This window comes from Paenibacillus sp. ALE3 (assembly GCF_054113405.1).
This window is the reverse complement of record NZ_CM134214.1, coordinates 2,867,759-2,885,470: the sequence shown is the minus strand read 5'-3', so window position 1 is coordinate 2,885,470 and position 17,712 is coordinate 2,867,759. Positions and strand designations below refer to the sequence as shown.

Here is a 17,712-nt window from a genome sequence, read left to right as displayed (position 1 = left end):
TGTATGCAGCTATTGCGACGCAGAACAGCAGGCGAAGCGATATTCGATTTATTTAACAACGTTTTTATGCTGGTCATTTGTTTTGTAACGTTATATCCCGTGTGGTATGTGCTGGTGAACTCCTTTAACGAAGGGGCAGACGCAATGCGAGGCGGCATTTACTGGTGGCCGAGACTCTTTAGTCTCAGCAGCTATCAGGCTGTATTTGCCAACAGCGGCATTATGACTGCGATGGGAGTAACGGTCGCCAAGACGCTAATCGGCACGATTGTGCATGTGTTTTTTACCGCCATGATTGCATATGCATATTCCCGTAGAGAGCTGATCGGGCGCAAGCTGTATATGCTGATCGGCACCATTACCCTGTTTTTTGGTGGGGGCTTGATTCCAACGTATTTGCTGATTCGTGATCTCGGGCTACTGGACAGCTTTTGGGTGTACATTATTCCTGCGATGTTCAGCTTTTTCGACCTTATTATTTTTATGGCTTTTTTTCGGGAACTGCCGGATGCACTGGAGGAAGCGGCGAAAATAGACGGAGCCAACGATTTCGGCATCTTTTGCCGGATTGTGCTTCCTGTATCCATGCCAGTAGTAGCGACAATTGCCTTGTTTCATGGGGTGTACCAGTGGAACGATTATTTTACAGGAATGATCTATATCAATAATACGGATCTTCAGCCGATTCAGACGTATTTGTACCGGGTTGTTGCCCAATCCAGCTCTAATCAAATGATGTCTGCCGCACCCGGGATTGTCGCCCAGTCCGTTACTTCACAATCGATCAAGCTGGCGACGATGGTCATAACGACTTTGCCGATTGTGCTGGTATACCCATTCCTGCAAAAATATTTTGTCAAAGGGCTAATGATCGGCTCGGTTAAGGGCTAGCACATCATCTAAGGGGGAGATTTATGATGAACATTCGTAAATGGCAAAAGGGGCTGTTGGCTGTTGTTCTGCTGGTAGGACCGCTCGTGGGATGTACGTCCGGTGGCAATGGCGCTGCCACGGAATTGAAAGATGAGAAGACAAAGGCTACGGCAGATGCGCCGGGCTGGAAGGCGGATACAGAGCCGATAACGTTTGACTGGTATTTGAATTTTTCCTGGTTCCCGAACAAGTGGGGGACGGATATGACTTCGAAGTATGTGACGCAAAAGACTGGAGTCAGTGTTAATTTTATCGTACCCGCAGGAAATGAAAATGAAAAACTGAATACCATGCTCGCCTCGGGCAAACTGCCTGATTTTGTCACGCTCAGTTGGGGAGAAGATGCAATCAAAAAAATGATCGAGGGCAAGATGGTGCTCCCACTTAACAAGTTGGCCGAGAAATATGATCCATATCTGATTAAAGTGGCAGACCCAGCTAAAATGTCATGGTATCGTCAAACAGACGGAAATGTATATGGGTATCCTAACGCGTCCTCTTCACCGCAGGATTACCAAAAATACGGCCAAAATTTTGTCTCCAATCAAACGTTTATGGTTCGTAAGGATATGTACGAGGCGATTGGCAAGCCGGATATGAGAACACCGGAAGGATTTTTGAAAGCGCTTCAAAAGGCGAAAGATAAATTTCCGGAGGTTAACGGTCAGCCGCTGATCCCGATAGGGTTCCACGAATTTACGGATAACGGAAATTATTCTTTTGAAGACTATTTACTTAATTTTCTTGCCATTCCTCACGAGAAGGGCGGAAAACTGTATGACCGTCGTTCGGACGAAGAGTACATTCGCTGGCTCAAAACATTCCGCCAAGCCAATGAGCAGGGCCTGATCGCCAAGGACGTATTTATCGACAAACGTCCGCAAATGGAAGAAAAGGTGGCACAGGGACGGTATTTTGCCATGCTATATCAGCGGTCTGATTTTGCTACACAACAGGTGACATTGCATGCGAAAGATCCCAACTCCGTCTACATTGCAGTGGATGGACCTTCCAACAGTAAGCTAGAGCCGCCAACGCTGGCCGGGCCAGGCATTTCCGGATGGACAGTGACACTTATTTCGAAGGATGTGAAAGACAAGGAGCGGGCTATTGAATTTCTGACTTATCTGATTAGTGAGGAAGGGAACCGTGATCTGTATCTGGGGGAGCAGGGAAAGTTGTGGGACACAGTTAACGGTAAGCCAGCCTTCAAGCCAGAGGTACTGGAGCTGCTGAACAAGGATCGCTCTGCTTTTGACAAAAAGTATGGCGCCTCCTCCACCTTCTGGATGCTGATGGATACAAATATGAGTTTGCAGTGGGCGCCGCCCAGCGTCGAGCCGTATAAGCAGCCGGAAGATTGGACGAAAGGCAAGACCCACAGCTTCTCCCAATATGAAAATATCAAACCGACCGGAACCTCGGCAGAAGGCATTGCGTCAGGCCAGATAGACAAAATTTGGGGCAAGGCATTACCGAAGCTGTTGCTGGCTTCCTCGGATGAGGAGTTCGATCAGCTGTTTGCCCGCTTTTTGGAAGACCGCAAAAAGGCTGGCTATGACAAGGTATTGGCTTATCAGCAAAAAGCCTATGAGGAAAACATCAAAAAAATGGAACAGTTCACGAAATGATCTCGTTCAATAATTTATTTATTGAATGCTAAGGATGTGATTTCATGTCAGGCCGTGTACGTTCACAGATGAAGAGCCTGCTGCGCCGTCACATATGGCAGTGGCTGACGGATACGGCCGATCAGCTAGGCGGTTGCTCTCTTCAAGTCAAGCTCATTGTCGCTTATATCGGAGTCATTTTAATCCCGGTTGTAGTGTTCTCGCTTTATACCTTTCATCAATTGTACGAGAACACCATGCACGACATTACCGTACAAAATCAGTATGTACTGGATACAGAGCTGGCCCAGATTCACGGCAATATGGAAATTATGGAGCGGACCGCACAGCTTGCGATTTCAGATCGCAACGTGCTTCATTATCTAACCGAGGAACGTGAAATAAGCAGCGATGAACTGGTTCAATTTAACTTAAATGTGTTTCCCAATTTACAGCACTTGCTCTACAGCAATCCCAACGTAGAGAATATCCGGCTGTATACAAATAATCCCCAGGCCCATGAAATATGGCCCATGATTTTCAATGAATCACGCCTGCCTAAAACTTCCTGGCTGACAACAGCTCAACATCAGCAAGGAAGAATATGGTGGGATATATACAAGGGACCTAAGAGCTTATTGCAGGGGCAAGCAGGGCAGGAAAGTGAAGCGGTACAGTATATGGCATTGCTGCGTGAAATTCAGGCAAGCGGAGGAAGACATGCAGGTTTGGTGGAAACCAACATGAGACTGGAGCTCTTTTCGCCTAGAGTATTCGGTAACCCACCACGTGATTATGCATGGCAAATGTTCATTCTGAACGGCGGGGATTCCATCTCAAACGGTGGAAAATTAGTGTCTTCTACCGATATAGCTACAGCTTCCTTTCAACCTGATCCCATTCCGATCCCTCTGTCCCATGTGCACCATCTGTTACAGTCCCGCATTCAGGGACAGGGTGGTGCTTTTGACTTTACCTATGGGAATAAGCCTTATCTTGGTTTGTACCGTTATATAGAAGGACTGGATGCCTATCTGCTAAATATAGTGGCGCTGGACGGTCCGCTGAGTGACCTCCGTCACAAACGCAATGCCATGCTACTCATTATTTGTATATTGATATTGTTAATGTCCGTCATTTCTTATACCTTGCACGCTCTTATTCTCAAGCAGCTGCATACACTGCGTGAATCTATGAAAAGAGTACAGCAGGAGGGCGACTTCCAGCTTACAATCCCGGTATATGGGCGGGGAGAAGTCGCGGAGCTAGCTCTATATTTTCGCAGTTTGCTAAGTCGGATTAACGTGCTCATTGCTGAGGCTGTACAGAAGCAGGCCGCTGCTCAGGAGGCAGAATTGCAAGGACTCAAGCATCAGATTGATTCCCATTTTCTATATAATACATTGGAAAATTTAAAAATGATGGCGGAGATGGAACGACAATATCCGCTGTCAGATGCTCTCACTTCCCTGGGTTCGATGATGCGCTATAATCTTCAATGGTCCCGGCCGTGTGTTGCGTTGCGCGATGAAATTCGTCATATTCAGCATTATGTGGCCATTATGAACATTCGCCATGACAACCAAATTGGGCTGGACATTCGTCTGTCGTCGATGTTTATGGAACTGGAAATGCTGAAAATGTCGCTGCAGCCTATAGTCGAAAATGCAATAAAGCATGGTTGGAGTACATTGCGAAGACCATTCCTCATCACCATTGAAGCCTACTCCAAGCAGGATATCGTTGAATTGCGTATACAGGATAACGGAGTGGGGATATCTGAAGAAAGAAAGAATGCCATTATGGCTGGTCTGATGCATTCGGATATGGATTCCTACGAGCCCGGAATGCATGGAGGGATCGGCTTGTATAATGTGCATCGCCGTTTGAGTATGCAGTATGGCGTAGGTTATGGCATTAAACTGGACAGCATTCCCGGCCAATCGACGACAATAACCCTGATTTTGCCTAGACGTCATATCACGAGGGGGGAGGACCATGACGACCAAGCTGTTGATTGCGGATGACGAAAAGAACATTCGAATGGGGCTTCAAGCCATGATCGAACGGGAATATTCCGGTCTCTATGAATGCGTGCTGGTTAAGGACGGAAAGGAAGCCTGGCAGCATGTAATGGAGTTTTCACCCGAGTTGGTGATAACGGATATCCGTATGCCGGTTATGGATGGAATTATGCTGATGCAGCATATTCGCAAGCTAAAGCCAAGAGACAGACCTTTGGTGATCATTCTCAGTGGATATGACGAGTTCCAATATGCGCGCGAAGCGATTCGCTGCGGAGCACGGGAGTATTTGCTGAAGCCGATCGTGAGGGAGGAGCTGTTCGGTGCGCTAGCAGTTTTGAATGAAGAATTGCAGCAACGGAACTCTTTATTAAATGATCGTGATGATAGCGGGGAGATAGATAGACAGCCTGGCAGAACGGACGTTGCTAGTGCGATTGCTGATAGAAGCGGCAGCATGACGCGAGCAATCCAGTACATCCATGCTCATTTCAGCGAGGATTTGAACATGGCGGTAGTATCCAATTCAGTATCCTTGAATTATACGTATTTTAGTCAGGCATTCAAAGCCTATACAGGTCTTAGCTTTGTTCAATATTTAAAAAGGCTGCGCATTGCAGAAGCCAAAAAGCTGCTGGGGCGTCAAGAGGGCAAGATTTATGAAATTGCGGCTACTGTGGGCTTTGACAATGCCAAGCATTTTAACAAGGTGTTCCGTGAACTGGAAGGGATGTCTCCGCAGCAGTTTCGATTGAAGAATCTAGGGGGTAATTGAAAGTGAGGATGGAGAAAACTTCACTGCCTTTTTACCCTTATCCTGATATAATGAATGAAGGTAAACATAACCATGGCCTTCGATAGTTTGTACACATATCAGATAGACGCCTAACGGAAGGGGATAGGATATGGTTATTTATGAAACGGATCAAGCTTATATCATGACGACGCAACATGACCATGCCCGTATTTCAGGTGAGTTGGCTTCACAGTGGGAAGACAGTGCCTTTAAGAATAGACGCCATAAACAGGATTTTATATATGCAGTGAGGGAGCATGACCGGGGGTGGATTGGGCTGGACGCTGCTCCTTTCTGGAATGATTATGTGTCAGCACCTTATACGTTTATCGATTTTCCGCTTAGTCCGCGTTTTGTTTTTTATCGTCTCGGGATTGATGAAGTCGAGCAAGAGAATGCGTATGCGGCGTTGCTGTGCAGCTTGATGTACAAGGAGCTCGTCGGACGGACCGAGCATGAAAAAGCTCAGGACAAGCAGATTACGCATGCTTATCAAGAGGCAGAGGAACAGCGTCGCCAGAGGCTCAGACAGGAGCTGACATGCGGCGTAACCTTCGAACATCAAGTGCGGACGGATGTACGGAGAATGTTGTTTTGCGACGAATTAAGTCTGTTTTTATGCAGCCGAGAGCCGGGTACCCCTACAGCAGATTATGAATGGTTTGCTGAAGGGTTGAGCTTCCCGGCTGTTCGTCATGAAAGCGAACGGGTTCGGGCTGAGTGGTTATCGGATCAGACGGTAGGTTTGTCCTTTTTTCCTTTCAAGGGCAATGTAGAGATTACTCATACCTTCAAGAAGGTGAGTAAAGAGAACATTCGTACCTCGGGTCTTCTAGAAGCGTACCGTTCCTCCGAATGCACGCATCGAACCTTTACCATTGAACATATCATGGAAGTAGAAGAACAGAAGGAGAATGCTTGACCGTCTAATCATTCAGCCTCGAACCGATGTGTTGTGCGTTGTTCGTGGTTGCAGAGCAGCGTCAAAGCAGAGCCTCCCTGAACAATTATTCAGAGAGGCTCGCGTGTTTCTTGCTTTAAAATTTAACGATTACGATTTTGCAGATGTTTTTGCACGGTTGACCATCGTCTGTACCTTATTCAATACCTTATCGCGTGCTCCTTTATTTTTCATCAGATACGTTACACCCACTCCCAATGCTGCTACTACCCATTTTTTATTCTTCATCAATAACGCCTCCTTATGATCATGTTGTCATACGCTAATGCCTAAAAAGCATCCAAAATGTGAAATGATGAACGGGATTTTACGATTTAGTGATTCCTTGCACTTGTTCCGCATAACTATGATTTACCCTTTCCATCACATCTTACCCGTTCCCTTGGTAATGAAACGATTACGACTGTCTTTTCACGTTTAATGGATATTATCAAATATCCTGCCACAATGGCTTCAGACGCACATGACAGGGAGGTCTTTGTTATGAGAAAGAAGGAAGTGGTTGCCATGCTGCTCGCCGGCGGACAAGGCAAAAGACTCAAAGGACTGACCCGCACATTAGCCAAACCGGCAGTGTTTTTTGGAGGAACTTACCGTATTATTGATTTTCCTCTCAGTAACTGTTCTCATTCAGGAATAGACACCGTTGGGGTGTTGACCCAATATGAACCGTTGGTGCTTCATTCCTATATAGGCGTAGGCAGCGATTGGGATTTGGACCGCCTGGATGGAGGAGTTTTCGTTTTACCACCACACGAGAAAGAAAATGGAAACAACTGGTACCGAGGTACGGCGGATGCGATTTATCGGAACCTGCATTTCTTGGACCAGTATGACCCGGAGCATGTGCTCATTTTGTCAGGGGATCACATTTATAAAATGGACTATAGTCGAATGCTCGACTACCACAAGGAAAAGGGAGCTGATTGCACCATTTCGGTCATCAATGTCCCCATTCAAGAGGCCCAACGATTTGGGATACTGAACGCCGATGAGGACCTGAGAATATACGACTTTGAGGAGAAGCCTGAACAGCCGAAAAGCACATTGGCCTCTATGGGTATTTATTTATTCAAATGGGATGTGTTGCGTCACTACTTACTGGAAAGCGCAAGTGATTCTGAATCTTCACATGATTTTGGCAAAGACATCATTCCGCTATTGCTTCAGCATGGCCGGTCGCTGTATGCGTACCCGTTTGCTGGGTATTGGAAGGATGTAGGCACAATTCAGAGCTTGTGGGAATCTAATATGGATCTTCTGGTTCAGGACCCGCCGCTAGATCTGAATGACCCGTTCTGGCGCATCTATACCCGCAGCCCCAATCAGCCTGCCCAGTATATAACCCAACGGGCGATCCTGAAAAACAGCATCGTAAATGAAGGCTGCATGGTGGATGGAGAAGTAAGGCACTCCGTACTGTTTTACGGGGTTGAAGTCGGTGAAGGGAGCGTTATTACCGATTCTGTCATCATGCCGAATGTAAAAATCGGACGCAATGTACGTATTCACCGGGCTATTGTGAATGAGAACATGGTTATTGAAGACAACGCAGTCATTGGACCTGAAGATAGTCTGGATGAGATTATTTTGTTCGATCAGGAAAGCCAGCTTCATGCACGAATATAACTCGGATAAGGACGGTGTCCGCTATGAGCCGACTCATTGGAGTGATCAACCTGGATCACGAATTGGATCAATTGAAGGAGTTGACTTATTTCCGGTGCGGGGCTGCAGTACCCTTTGCTAGTCGATATCGGCTCATTGATTTTACCTTATCCAATATGATGCATGCAGGGGTGCATGATATTGCACTGTTTATCCGCCGCAAATACCGTTCGCTGCTGGATCATTTGGGTGAAGGTCGGCCATGGGATTTAGACCGCAGAAGAGGCGGGTTGTTTATTTTGCCACCGGACTGGAACGATCCGACGGACACATCACGTGGGGATTTGCAGCATGTGCACAACAATCTGGACTTTTTCCATCGCTCATCGGGGCAAACCATTGTTCATGCAGGAACTCAGCATATCAACAAGGTTGATATAGAGGATGTATACCGATATCATCTGGAGAAGAACGCGGATGTCACCCTCGTATACAAACCCATACACCAGCTCGAAACGGAGCATGCACCGTGTGTACGGCTGGAGATTGATGAGAGCGGACGAGTGACCGGTATTCATCAGGAGCAGGATCATCATAATATTTATCTAGAAATGTTTGTGATGGACAAAAGCTTGTATCTGGATCAGGTAAAGCATTGCATTGCTCATCAGGATAGTCATTTCTTTCGCGATGCGATTCAGAAAAATCCAAGTGGCCTGCGCATCTACGCGTATCGCTATGATGGTTATCATGCAGTTATTAATTCCATTGAAAGCTACTATAAAAATAGCATGAAACTGCTGGATCAGGAGCAATATCAAGCTCTTTTCCGGAATCAGCCGGTGCATACCAAAATCAAGTATGAAGCCCCGACTCGTTATACGTACAGCGCCGAGGTGGATCATTCCCTTGTTGCCAATGGCTGCACCATTGGGGGAAAGGTCGAGAACAGCATTCTTTTTCGTGGCGTGCGGGTAGAGGAGGGCGCGCGGGTAAGCAACTCGATTATTATGCAAAAATGCGTCATCCGTAAAGGGGCAGTTGTGCAGAATGTGGTTTTGGATAAGGACGTGCAGCTTTCACCGGATCGAACTCTGATTGGCGACATTAGAGTTCCCTATGTGATTGCCAAGAATATCGTGATTTAATAGATCATACTTAGCCATAAAAACGGAATTAACAGGAGGTACAACTTTGTTCAGCAATAAAGAAGCATTTAAGCAGGCTTTTCGAGAGCAACTGGTCGGAAGGCTGGGTAAACCGATGCAGGAGGCTCAGTCGGAAGACGTATATAAGGTTTTGGGTGGCATGATTCGTGAACAAGTCGGCAAGAATTGGGCCGAAACAAACCAAGCCTACAAAGAAGGACAAGAGAAGCAGGTTTATTATTTTTCACTGGAATTTTTAATAGGTCGTCTATTGGGCAATAATCTGCTGAATTTGGGCGTATTGGATATGGTTCGACAGGCATTAGGGGAATTGGGCTGGGATCTGGAGGAAATTGAAGCACAGGAAGCGGATGCTGGGCTAGGCAATGGTGGTCTTGGCCGTCTGGCGGCTTGTTTCATGGACTCATTAGCATCCCTTGGCTATGCAGGACATGGCTGCGGAATTCGATATAAATATGGTCTGTTTGAGCAGCGTATTGTGGACGGAAATCAGGTCGAACTACCGGATTACTGGCTACAGAAAGGGAATGTATGGGAGGAACGCCGTCCTGACAAAAAGGTCGAGGTTCATTTTTGGGGACACGTGGAAACCCGTGAACAAGATGGACGTCTTGTGTTCGAGACACGAGATGCCGAAACAATCTGGGCTGTCCCTTATGATATTCCGCTGGTCGGCTATGGTCATGCGCAGGTAAACACGCTGCGGATTTGGAGTGCTGAATCGGCACTTGATCCCGTGCGGGGACCGATTCGAGGAGAGGGCGGTTATTACCGCTTTCTCGACTACAATCGATCAGTAGAATCCATCTCGGCCTTTCTCTATCCGGATGATTCCAATTATGAGGGCAAGCTGCTTCGCTTGAAGCAGCAGTATTTCCTCTGCTCGGCTGGATTACAGAGTATTTTGCGCACGTTTGAGAAGCTTCGTTTACCTTACAGCCAGTTGCCCGATAAAATAGCACTGCACATTAACGATACCCATCCGACGCTGGTTATACCGGAACTGATGCGTATTTTGATGGATATGAAAGGCTTGGGGTGGGACGAAGCATGGGATATTACGACACGGACCGTTTCATATACGAATCATACGATATTAAGTGAGGCGCTGGAACAATGGCCCGTCAACATGGTGCGGGAACTGCTGCCTCGGATTTACTTGATCATTGAAGAAATGAACAAACGTTATTGCGCTATGCTATTAGAGCGTTATCCGGGTCAGGATATCAAAATTGGTGAAATGGCGATCATTCATAATGAACAAATTCGCATGGCTCATTTGGCTATCGTCGGCAGTTATAGCGTTAACGGAGTGGCTGCATTGCATACGAAAATTTTGAAGGAACGAGAGATGAAATCATTTCATGAACTGTATCCTGACCGGTTTAATAATAAAACAAATGGGATTGCCCATCGCCGTTGGCTGATGCACGCCAACCCGGAGCTGGCAAGCTTGTATGATGAGACGCTCGGTGTACGCTGGAGAACCCATCCAGGTGAGCTCATCGACCTGCTTCGTTATAGTGTGGATGAGGCGTTCCAAAAACGAATTCAGACGATTAAGCAAAATAATAAGATCAGGCTTGCTGAGCATGTGTTTGCAAAACAGGGTGTACGACTGGATACATTCTCCATTTTTGATGTGCAGGTCAAACGGTTGCACGGATATAAGCGACAACTGCTCAATATTTTGCATGTGATGCATCTATACAACCAGCTCAAAACTAATCCTGCACTGGATGCGACGCCACGCACATTCATTTTTGGTGCGAAAGCAGCCCCCGGTTATTTTCTCGCCAAACAGACGATTAAGCTCATTAACAATGTGGCGGACACCATCAACCGGGATGTAGATGTCAAGGACAAGCTGAAAGTCGTTTTCCTTGAAAATTATTCGGTCTCGTTGGCGGAGCTGATTATTCCTGCGGCGGATGTCAGTGAACAGATTTCTACAGCAGGCAAGGAAGCATCAGGTACAGGCAACATGAAATTTATGATGAACGGCGCACTGACTCTGGGTACATTGGACGGAGCTAATGTTGAAATGCATGAAATGGTAGGCGATGCCAACATGTTCATTTTTGGATTGAAGGTCGATCAGATTGAGGACTATTATCGGAATGGACAGTATTCAGCACGCAAAACAGCCAACAGTGACGAAAGATTGCGTGAAGTGCTGGATCAACTGGTGAACGATGCTCCTTTTACGCGGCATGAACGGGAATTTGAGGCCATTTATCAATCCCTGATTGATCATAATGATGAATACTTTGTGCTTAAAGACTTTGCAGCTTATGTAGATGCGCAGGCTCATATTGAGCAGGTGTATCGCAATCCCTCGGAGTGGACACGACGTGCTATTGTAAATATCGCTCATTCCGGAAAATTCTCCAGTGATTGTACAATCCAGCAATACGCGACTGAGATTTGGGACCTTGTACCTTTATCGACCGATGTCAATAAGCGAATTGTGTACTAAAATAGCGAAACAGGCAGAATAGCATTGCTTTTCGAACGCTGAGGGTTATAATGACAGTATAGACTAAGTAAGGATGGGAGTTGTTCGACCTCATTCCTGAACTTGAATACGTACTGTTGAAGGAGTCCTCCTATTGATAAAGTTCAATCCGAAAAGGCTCAAACCTCATAAATCAAAGAAGAAATACAATGTGTTTCAAAATATATGGCGGGCGATTCGTCTGAATTTTATCAAGCTGTTGCGCGCCCCTGGTGGAGTTAAAAAGATCTCTTTGGGCTTCGCCATTGGCTTTGGGCTGGAGATGATCGTAATTTCCACGGCCTCTCTAGTATACCTCGTGTTTTATCCAATTGTTCGGCTGTCTGGGGGTTCGCTGCCTGCGGCCATCGTGGGTAACGTTGTAGGTAAGCTGACCTTTTTGCCGATTGTACTGATGCCCTTCGCCAAGCAACTGGGAGCTTGGATCTATCCGTCACATTATCCGGTACATGTCAGGGGCGGTCGACTTCACGAGCATTCTTTTATGGAGCTTTTTCACGGCAACTGGTCTGTATTCAGAGACTTACTGCACGGAGGACTCCACATCCTGATCGGCATGTCCATTTTCGGTATCGTGCTGGGCATAATTTCGTATTTTGTTATTCAGGTTTTGTATAACCGTTCGCTGCACAAACGGTTGGAAAAGCGGAAGTTGCGCCATGGCGCAGGATTTTCGCCTGCCAGATTGCTGAAAAATGGATGATGTAGTGCATAAGAAGCTCTTTGAGCCTATCTTTTAGGCTTGAGGAGCTTCTTTTTGGATTAAGCAACTTTTTACTTTTGTGTCACGTCTAAGGATTATGTGTACTTGTATCCTATGAGTATTTATAGACACAGGAGGAATCGACGAAATGAACAAATTGAATTCTATCACAGCTACAGTCGCAGCACTCTCAATCCTGTTGGGAACGGCTCCAGTTGCAATGGCACAGCAACCCGCTACTGCCGCAACCACAGCTCCAAATGCACAAACTTCTGTTAACCTGGACCCTGCCGTCACTAAGCGTCTAACGGATGTCCTGAACACATTGGCAGGGAAACAAACGATAGAGTTTACAAGTGCGGACAATGCTTCTGACGCCTGGACGGTTTACGGTACCTTGAAAGGGACAGCAAATGCAGATTTTAGCCAAGATTATGATTCCAAGAAAGGAATCGTGCAGTCCACCAGCATCATTTATAATGCCGCTGATATGGATAAGGTGATGGCCCCTAATTTGCGCAGCAAAGTTGCATCATTTCTGAAAACATTCGATACCGATAAAGTTTTCAAAACGGAGGCCCTCTGGCGTGTATATTCCCCGATTGACGAAGGAGGATTCAAAAATTACTGGGTGCTATGGGGGCAAAACCAAAGCCTGTATATTCACCTTGATCAAGGAAATAAAATAACGGCCAGTTTTTTGTATTCACTCAAAGACGTTAGAGCTGCCCTGATCAACAAAGCGAACCGTTCGCTAAAAACACTGGGCATTACAACCAAACCGTTTGAATATACGCTTCGTCAGCAGGAGAACAACGATACCGTCTGGCACTTCAGGGATGAGAACGACACAAACAGTGTACAGATTGGCATCAAAACCGGTAAAGTATGGGCTGTAAAAAATGAGCATGGTATGGACTGGGACGGAGATAAGGATTTTGCCAGAGCATTTGCTAAGCCCAAGCTCAGTAAAAATCAGGCGCTTTCAGCTGCCAAGTCGAAAGTACAATCTCTTTTTGGAGTTAATCTGAAGGGATATACCGTGCAAATAAAGAAAAACGAATATACATTCTTGAAAAAAGGTGCAGCTACCGTTGTGGGAAAAATCAATAAAAAGGGCGTATTCTACTCACTGGAAGCTATACCCGCAAATGGAATTCGGAATTAAGTGAACAGGATTTCATAAAAAGCGTATGATCTGTAAAAGAGCCGTACGCTTTTTAGCAATCATTTTTATAACATTCGCTTCATCTGCTCAAATCGTATACAATACGTGTGCATACAACACTGGACGAAAGGTTAATGTACATATGAGGAGTGGTGAAGTTGCGGAAGATATGGCAAATCTACTTAACAGACTGGAAAAATGTATTCAAAGTATCGACCGGGACTTTATTAGTCATTGGCATCATTCTTTTGCCTTCCGTCTACGCATGGGTGAATTTGAAAGCAATGTGGGACCCATATTCGAATACATCTGGAATTAAAATTGCAGTAACGAGTCAAGATCAGGGTGCTGAGGTGAATGGTAAAAAGATTAATATCGGCGACGAGGTTATACATAACCTTCATAATAACAAGAAGCTGGGTTGGACTTTTGTCAATGAAGCGGAAGCACGAAAAGGTGTACTGAACGGTGATTATTATGCCAGTCTGCTGATCCCAAAGGATTTTTCAGAGAAAATTACGAGTGTGCTTACAGAAAATCCGCAAAAGCCGGAGATTGATTATGCTGTGAATGAAAAAATCAACGCGGTCGCTCCGAAAATTACATCTTCAGGTGCAACCTCTCTGACTAACCAAATTAGTCAAAACTTTATTGAAACGGCTAGCCAGGCGGTTTTGACGAAATTAAAGGAAGCCGGAGTAAAGCTGGAAGAGGAGCTTCCGACAATTCGCAACATTGAAAATCGGGTGCTGGAGCTAAATAATCGATTGCCTGATATTGATCGGTTGGGTAAGCAGGCATTGGAGCTGGAGCAGAATTTACCGAAAATTAAGGCTCAAGGACAAAAAATCATTGCATTGAAGGAAAAAATACCTGAAATCAATCGCGCAGGCGACCTGGTCCTTAAAATTGACAAAAACCTGCCTGAGCTGGACAAGGTGGGTGCAGTCATTTTGGATATCCAAAAAAGACTGCCCGATATTCAAAAAGCCGGTGATCGAATTGTTGAACTGGATCAGAACTTCAGCAAGGTAGAAAGCGCACTGACCACCGCCTTGGAGGACACGCAAACGGCCCTTAAGGTCATTAATGCTGCCCGGACAGCACTGCCGGAAGTACAAAAAATAGCCGATACAGGCAAGGATTTTACAACTGGTATACTTGACTTTCTGGATAAAAACGAGGGTGCGCTTGATTCGATCGGAACCGTAGTTAAAGAAGATTTACAGCTGGTGCAACAAATTGCGAATGAAGTTTCACAGATTACAGGTATCATTCGTGGTGTGGATTTTGATCCCAAAGCAGCACAAGCTGCAGCGAATCGGATTAGCGGCAGGCTCACGACTGCTGTAGGTGTGTTGGATCATATTTCTCAATTGCTGAACCGTGTGAATGGGTATTTGCCTAGCCAGCCACTGGATTCACTTATTTCCCGGATAAGCGGGGTAGAGGATCGCTTTCGCCGATTGAATAGCACGGTTACTAGCATCGGGGATGCTATTCAGCGCGGTGAGAAACCAGCCCAAAATCTGCTGGATGATGCTGACCGCCTTGCAGGAGAAATCAGTAGCGGAATTGACAGCATTTTGGACAATTATGATACGGAATATGCACCTGCCATTCAAAAGGCGCTGGATCAAATCAAATCCGTTGCCCGCAATTCTGCCAATGTGTTGACCACTGCTCAAGAGCAGCTCCCGAATATTGAAAAGCTACTGAATGACGCACAGGCCGCTGCCGAATTCGGGCAGCAAGAGCTAACACATCTCCAGCAGGACTTGCCACAATATCGTCAAAAACTGCATGAAGCCGCTACGACGATTCAGGGACGCATGGGCGAGTTTACGAATGCTGTGAACAAAGCGGCAGACTTCGTGAAGCACGATTTGCCAACGGTTAAAAGTAAAATTCATCAGGCGGCAAACTTTGTACGTAATGATTTGCCGAAGGCGGAACAACAGTTTATTAAGATGGCGGACTTGATTGAAAATAAATTTCCTGAGGCTGAAAAAGCGGTACACCAGGTAGCCAATTTTGTCAGAACCGATCTTCCTGCTGCCGAGGATTCCATACGTCAGGCAGCAGACACGATCCGCAAGCTTAAGGGTGAAAATGCACTCGGAAGAGCGATTGCGTTGCTTAAGGGAGATGTGAAAAAGGAAAGTGATTTCCTCGGTAGCCCGGTATCGCTGAAGCAGGAGCGGATATATCCGATTCCTAACTATGGCTCTGCGATGTCACCTTTTTATACTACATTATCGATTTGGGTAGGTGCGATGCTGCTAGTCTCCATGTTCAGGGTAGATGTGGATGACCCGGAAGGTCAATATAATAGCTACCAGGTGTATTTCGGACGGCTAATGACCTTCTCCACAATTGGTATTTTTCAGGCGCTAAGTGTATCTCTCGGTGATTTGTTTCTGCTGGGAACATATGTGGATGCCAAAGTAGCATTTGTACTGTCCTCTATGCTGATCAGTCTGGTGTTTACGGCCATGACCTATACCTTGGTTTCAGTGTTCGGCAATATCGGCAAGGGTCTCGCAGTCATCCTGCTGGTGCTCCAATTCTCCAGTTCAGGGGGGACATTTCCCATTGCGACGAGTACAGTTTTCTTTCAGACCCTGAATCCGTTCGTACCGTTCACCTATGCGGTTAGTCTGTTGCGGGAAACGGTAGGAGGGATGTTGCCTTCAACGGTAACACGAGATGTAGTGATGCTGTTTGTGTTTATCGGAATTTGCTTCTTGTTTGGATTGGTGCTTAAGAAGCCGCTCAGCGAACATACGAAAAAAATGGCCGAGCGAGCGAAAGAAACGAAATTGATTCCTTGATTGTTGAAAAAAGAGTGAGTTACGGTGGTTGAGGTGAGCGGCTCCGCGAAGGATTTGATCTTACGATCGCTGTTGCCACGGGATTCTTTGGAGTGGTTAGGGAAAAGGTTAGAATCCCGTGGCAAAGGCGAACGCTCCGCTTCTCCAGATTCAAATCTTTCTCTCCGCTGACATCCGCCGTAAAGTCACTTCTTTTAACATACGGTGGGTAGTATGAGGAGGGCCTCCGCATGTAATGCTTCGGCATGGTGCGGAGGCTTTTTTGCATGCGCTATCCACCTTTTAAAATGCATTTTGGGGTGTTTCAAAGGGGGGTTATTCTGGTGAATGAAGTGGGTATGGTCTTTTTTTTATGCAATTTTTACGGTATTAAAAATCCTTAAGCAAAGGCGGGAAACAGTATGGAGTATTCATACTTAGGAAAGTCGGGCTTGAAGGTTAGTCAGTTATGTTTGGGCACAATGAATTTCGGACCGGAAACAGAAGAAAAGGATGCTTTTAAAATTATGGATGCCGCGCTGGATGCGGGCATTAATTTCTTTGATACGGCTAATGTATATGGCCATGACCGTAAAGGCTGGACAGAAGAAATTATTGGACGGTGGTTCCAGCAGGGCGGCGGAAGACGCGAGAAGGTCGTATTGGCGACCAAGGTTTACGGGGACATGAAAAATGAAAATGATGGGCCTAATGCAGGATCAGGCTTGTCTGCCTACAAAATTCGCCGTCATTTGGATGCATCGCTGAAACGTCTGCAAACAGACCATGTAGAGCTATATCAAATGCATCACATTGACCGCAACGTGTCATGGGATGAGCTGTGGGGAGTATTTGAGTCCGTGGTGGATCGGGGACAAGTTGGTTATATCGGTTCCAGTAATTTTGCAGGCTGGCATATTGCGGTGGCTCAGGCCGAAGCGAAGGCACGTCGTTTTCTGGGTCTGGTATCGGAACAGCATTTGTACAACCTGAACGAACGTTCGGCTGAGCTTGAAGTATTACCGGCAGCTCAAGAGCTGGGTCTGGGTGTAATTCCATGGAGCCCGTTGGCGGGCGGACTGCTGGGACGCAATGCGTTAGCAGGTACAGGTTCCCGCAGCGCACGTGCCAAGGAAAAGGTAGAGCAGAATCGTGCGAAGCTGGAGCAATTTGCGGCGTTATCTCGCGAGCTGGGTGAAAAGGAAGACGTGATTGCCCTGGCTTGGGTGCTATCTCATCCGGCCGTGACGGCTCCAATTATCGGACCACGGACATTAGAACAGTTAGAGGATGCTCTGCGGGTACCTGAGGTTAAATTAAGTAAAGATGTGCTTGCCAAGCTGGATAAGATTTTCCCGGGTCCGGGAAAACCTGCACCAGAAGCCTACGCTTGGTAATATTGATTGACA

13 protein-coding genes are annotated in these 17,712 nt (G+C 46.3%); 12 read left to right on the top strand and 1 reads right to left on the bottom strand.

The features are described 5' to 3' along the window. The first annotated feature begins 3 nt into the window (after positions 1-3). The 5 genes from ACXHJ2_RS12395 to ACXHJ2_RS12375 all read left to right on the top strand — a co-directional run bounded on the left by ACXHJ2_RS12395 (position 4) and on the right by ACXHJ2_RS12375 (position 6,285). On the top strand, positions 4-891 hold the full coding sequence (locus tag ACXHJ2_RS12395) for a carbohydrate ABC transporter permease (RefSeq protein ID WP_013370871.1): 888 nt from the start codon (positions 4-6) through the stop codon (positions 889-891). A gap of 26 nt (positions 892-917) precedes the next feature. Beyond that, on the top strand, positions 918-2,564 hold the full coding sequence (locus tag ACXHJ2_RS12390) for a type 2 periplasmic-binding domain-containing protein (protein ID WP_165080172.1): 1,647 nt from the start codon (positions 918-920) through the stop codon (positions 2,562-2,564). Positions 2,565-2,608: 44 nt separating this feature from the next. Beyond that, positions 2,609-4,570 (top strand): sensor histidine kinase, encoded by a 1,962-nt coding sequence (locus ACXHJ2_RS12385; RefSeq protein WP_165079948.1) that lies wholly within the window; start codon positions 2,609-2,611, stop codon positions 4,568-4,570. Then, on the top strand, positions 4,542-5,342 hold the full coding sequence (locus ACXHJ2_RS12380; protein WP_129549148.1) for a response regulator transcription factor: 801 nt from the start codon (positions 4,542-4,544) through the stop codon (positions 5,340-5,342). Before ACXHJ2_RS12385 ends, ACXHJ2_RS12380 begins: the two co-directional genes overlap by 29 nt. Before the next feature lie 130 nt (positions 5,343-5,472). Continuing rightward, positions 5,473-6,285, top strand: a complete 813-nt coding sequence (locus ACXHJ2_RS12375) for a DUF3891 family protein (protein ID WP_165079947.1) — start codon at positions 5,473-5,475, stop codon at positions 6,283-6,285. Positions 6,286-6,414: 129 nt separating this feature from the next. Here ACXHJ2_RS12375 and ACXHJ2_RS12370 read toward each other — a convergent pair whose 3' ends face one another. Further along, the gene (locus ACXHJ2_RS12370) at positions 6,415-6,552 is read right to left on the bottom strand and encodes a hypothetical protein (protein WP_165079946.1); all 138 of its coding nucleotides are present in this window, start codon (positions 6,550-6,552) and stop codon (positions 6,415-6,417) included. A gap of 255 nt (positions 6,553-6,807) precedes the next feature. On the opposite strand from ACXHJ2_RS12370, the gene ACXHJ2_RS12365 reads away from it, so the two are divergent. The 7 genes from ACXHJ2_RS12365 to ACXHJ2_RS12335 all read left to right on the top strand — a co-directional run bounded on the left by ACXHJ2_RS12365 (position 6,808) and on the right by ACXHJ2_RS12335 (position 17,700). Next, positions 6,808-7,953 carry a glucose-1-phosphate adenylyltransferase gene (locus tag ACXHJ2_RS12365; protein WP_025679046.1) on the top strand — a complete coding sequence of 382 codons (1,146 nt, stop codon included), beginning with the start codon at positions 6,808-6,810 and terminating at the stop codon, positions 7,951-7,953. Between the two features lie 23 nt (positions 7,954-7,976). After that, positions 7,977-9,080, top strand: a complete 1,104-nt coding sequence (gene glgD / locus ACXHJ2_RS12360; protein ID WP_165079945.1) for a glucose-1-phosphate adenylyltransferase subunit GlgD — start codon at positions 7,977-7,979, stop codon at positions 9,078-9,080. Between the two features lie 46 nt (positions 9,081-9,126). Beyond that, on the top strand, positions 9,127-11,580 hold the full coding sequence (locus ACXHJ2_RS12355) for a glycogen/starch/alpha-glucan phosphorylase (RefSeq protein ID WP_165079944.1): 2,454 nt from the start codon (positions 9,127-9,129) through the stop codon (positions 11,578-11,580). Between the two features lie 133 nt (positions 11,581-11,713). Continuing rightward, entirely contained in the window at positions 11,714-12,322 is a 609-nt protein-coding gene (locus tag ACXHJ2_RS12350; RefSeq protein ID WP_165079943.1) for a DUF2062 domain-containing protein, read from the top strand. Positions 12,323-12,470: 148 nt separating this feature from the next. After that, a complete protein-coding gene (locus tag ACXHJ2_RS12345) occupies positions 12,471-13,490 on the top strand; it encodes a hypothetical protein (RefSeq protein WP_165079942.1) in 1,020 nt (339 codons plus the stop codon). A gap of 158 nt (positions 13,491-13,648) precedes the next feature. Further along, a complete protein-coding gene (locus ACXHJ2_RS12340) occupies positions 13,649-16,324 on the top strand; it encodes a YhgE/Pip domain-containing protein (RefSeq protein ID WP_165079941.1) in 2,676 nt (891 codons plus the stop codon). A gap of 401 nt (positions 16,325-16,725) precedes the next feature. Continuing rightward, positions 16,726-17,700: an aldo/keto reductase gene (locus ACXHJ2_RS12335; protein ID WP_165079940.1), complete on the top strand. Its 975-nt coding sequence runs from the start codon at positions 16,726-16,728 to the stop codon at positions 17,698-17,700. Positions 17,701-17,712 lie beyond the last annotated feature (12 nt).

Coding starts and splice junctions, on each gene's coding strand:
- ACXHJ2_RS12375 (WP_165079947.1), top strand. CDS start 5,473: ATGGTTATTTATGAAACGGATCAAGCTTATATCATGACGACGCAACAT.
- ACXHJ2_RS12390 (WP_165080172.1), top strand. CDS start 918: ATGAACATTCGTAAATGGCAAAAGGGGCTGTTGGCTGTTGTTCTGCTG.
- ACXHJ2_RS12345 (WP_165079942.1), top strand. CDS start 12,471: ATGAACAAATTGAATTCTATCACAGCTACAGTCGCAGCACTCTCAATC.
- ACXHJ2_RS12370 (WP_165079946.1), bottom strand. CDS start 6,552: ATGAAGAATAAAAAATGGGTAGTAGCAGCATTGGGAGTGGGTGTAACG.
- ACXHJ2_RS12380 (WP_129549148.1), top strand. CDS start 4,542: ATGACGACCAAGCTGTTGATTGCGGATGACGAAAAGAACATTCGAATG.
- glgD (WP_165079945.1), top strand. CDS start 7,977: ATGAGCCGACTCATTGGAGTGATCAACCTGGATCACGAATTGGATCAA.
- ACXHJ2_RS12335 (WP_165079940.1), top strand. CDS start 16,726: ATGGAGTATTCATACTTAGGAAAGTCGGGCTTGAAGGTTAGTCAGTTA.
- ACXHJ2_RS12395 (WP_013370871.1), top strand. CDS start 4: ATGCAGCTATTGCGACGCAGAACAGCAGGCGAAGCGATATTCGATTTA.
- ACXHJ2_RS12365 (WP_025679046.1), top strand. CDS start 6,808: ATGAGAAAGAAGGAAGTGGTTGCCATGCTGCTCGCCGGCGGACAAGGC.
- ACXHJ2_RS12385 (WP_165079948.1), top strand. CDS start 2,609: ATGTCAGGCCGTGTACGTTCACAGATGAAGAGCCTGCTGCGCCGTCAC.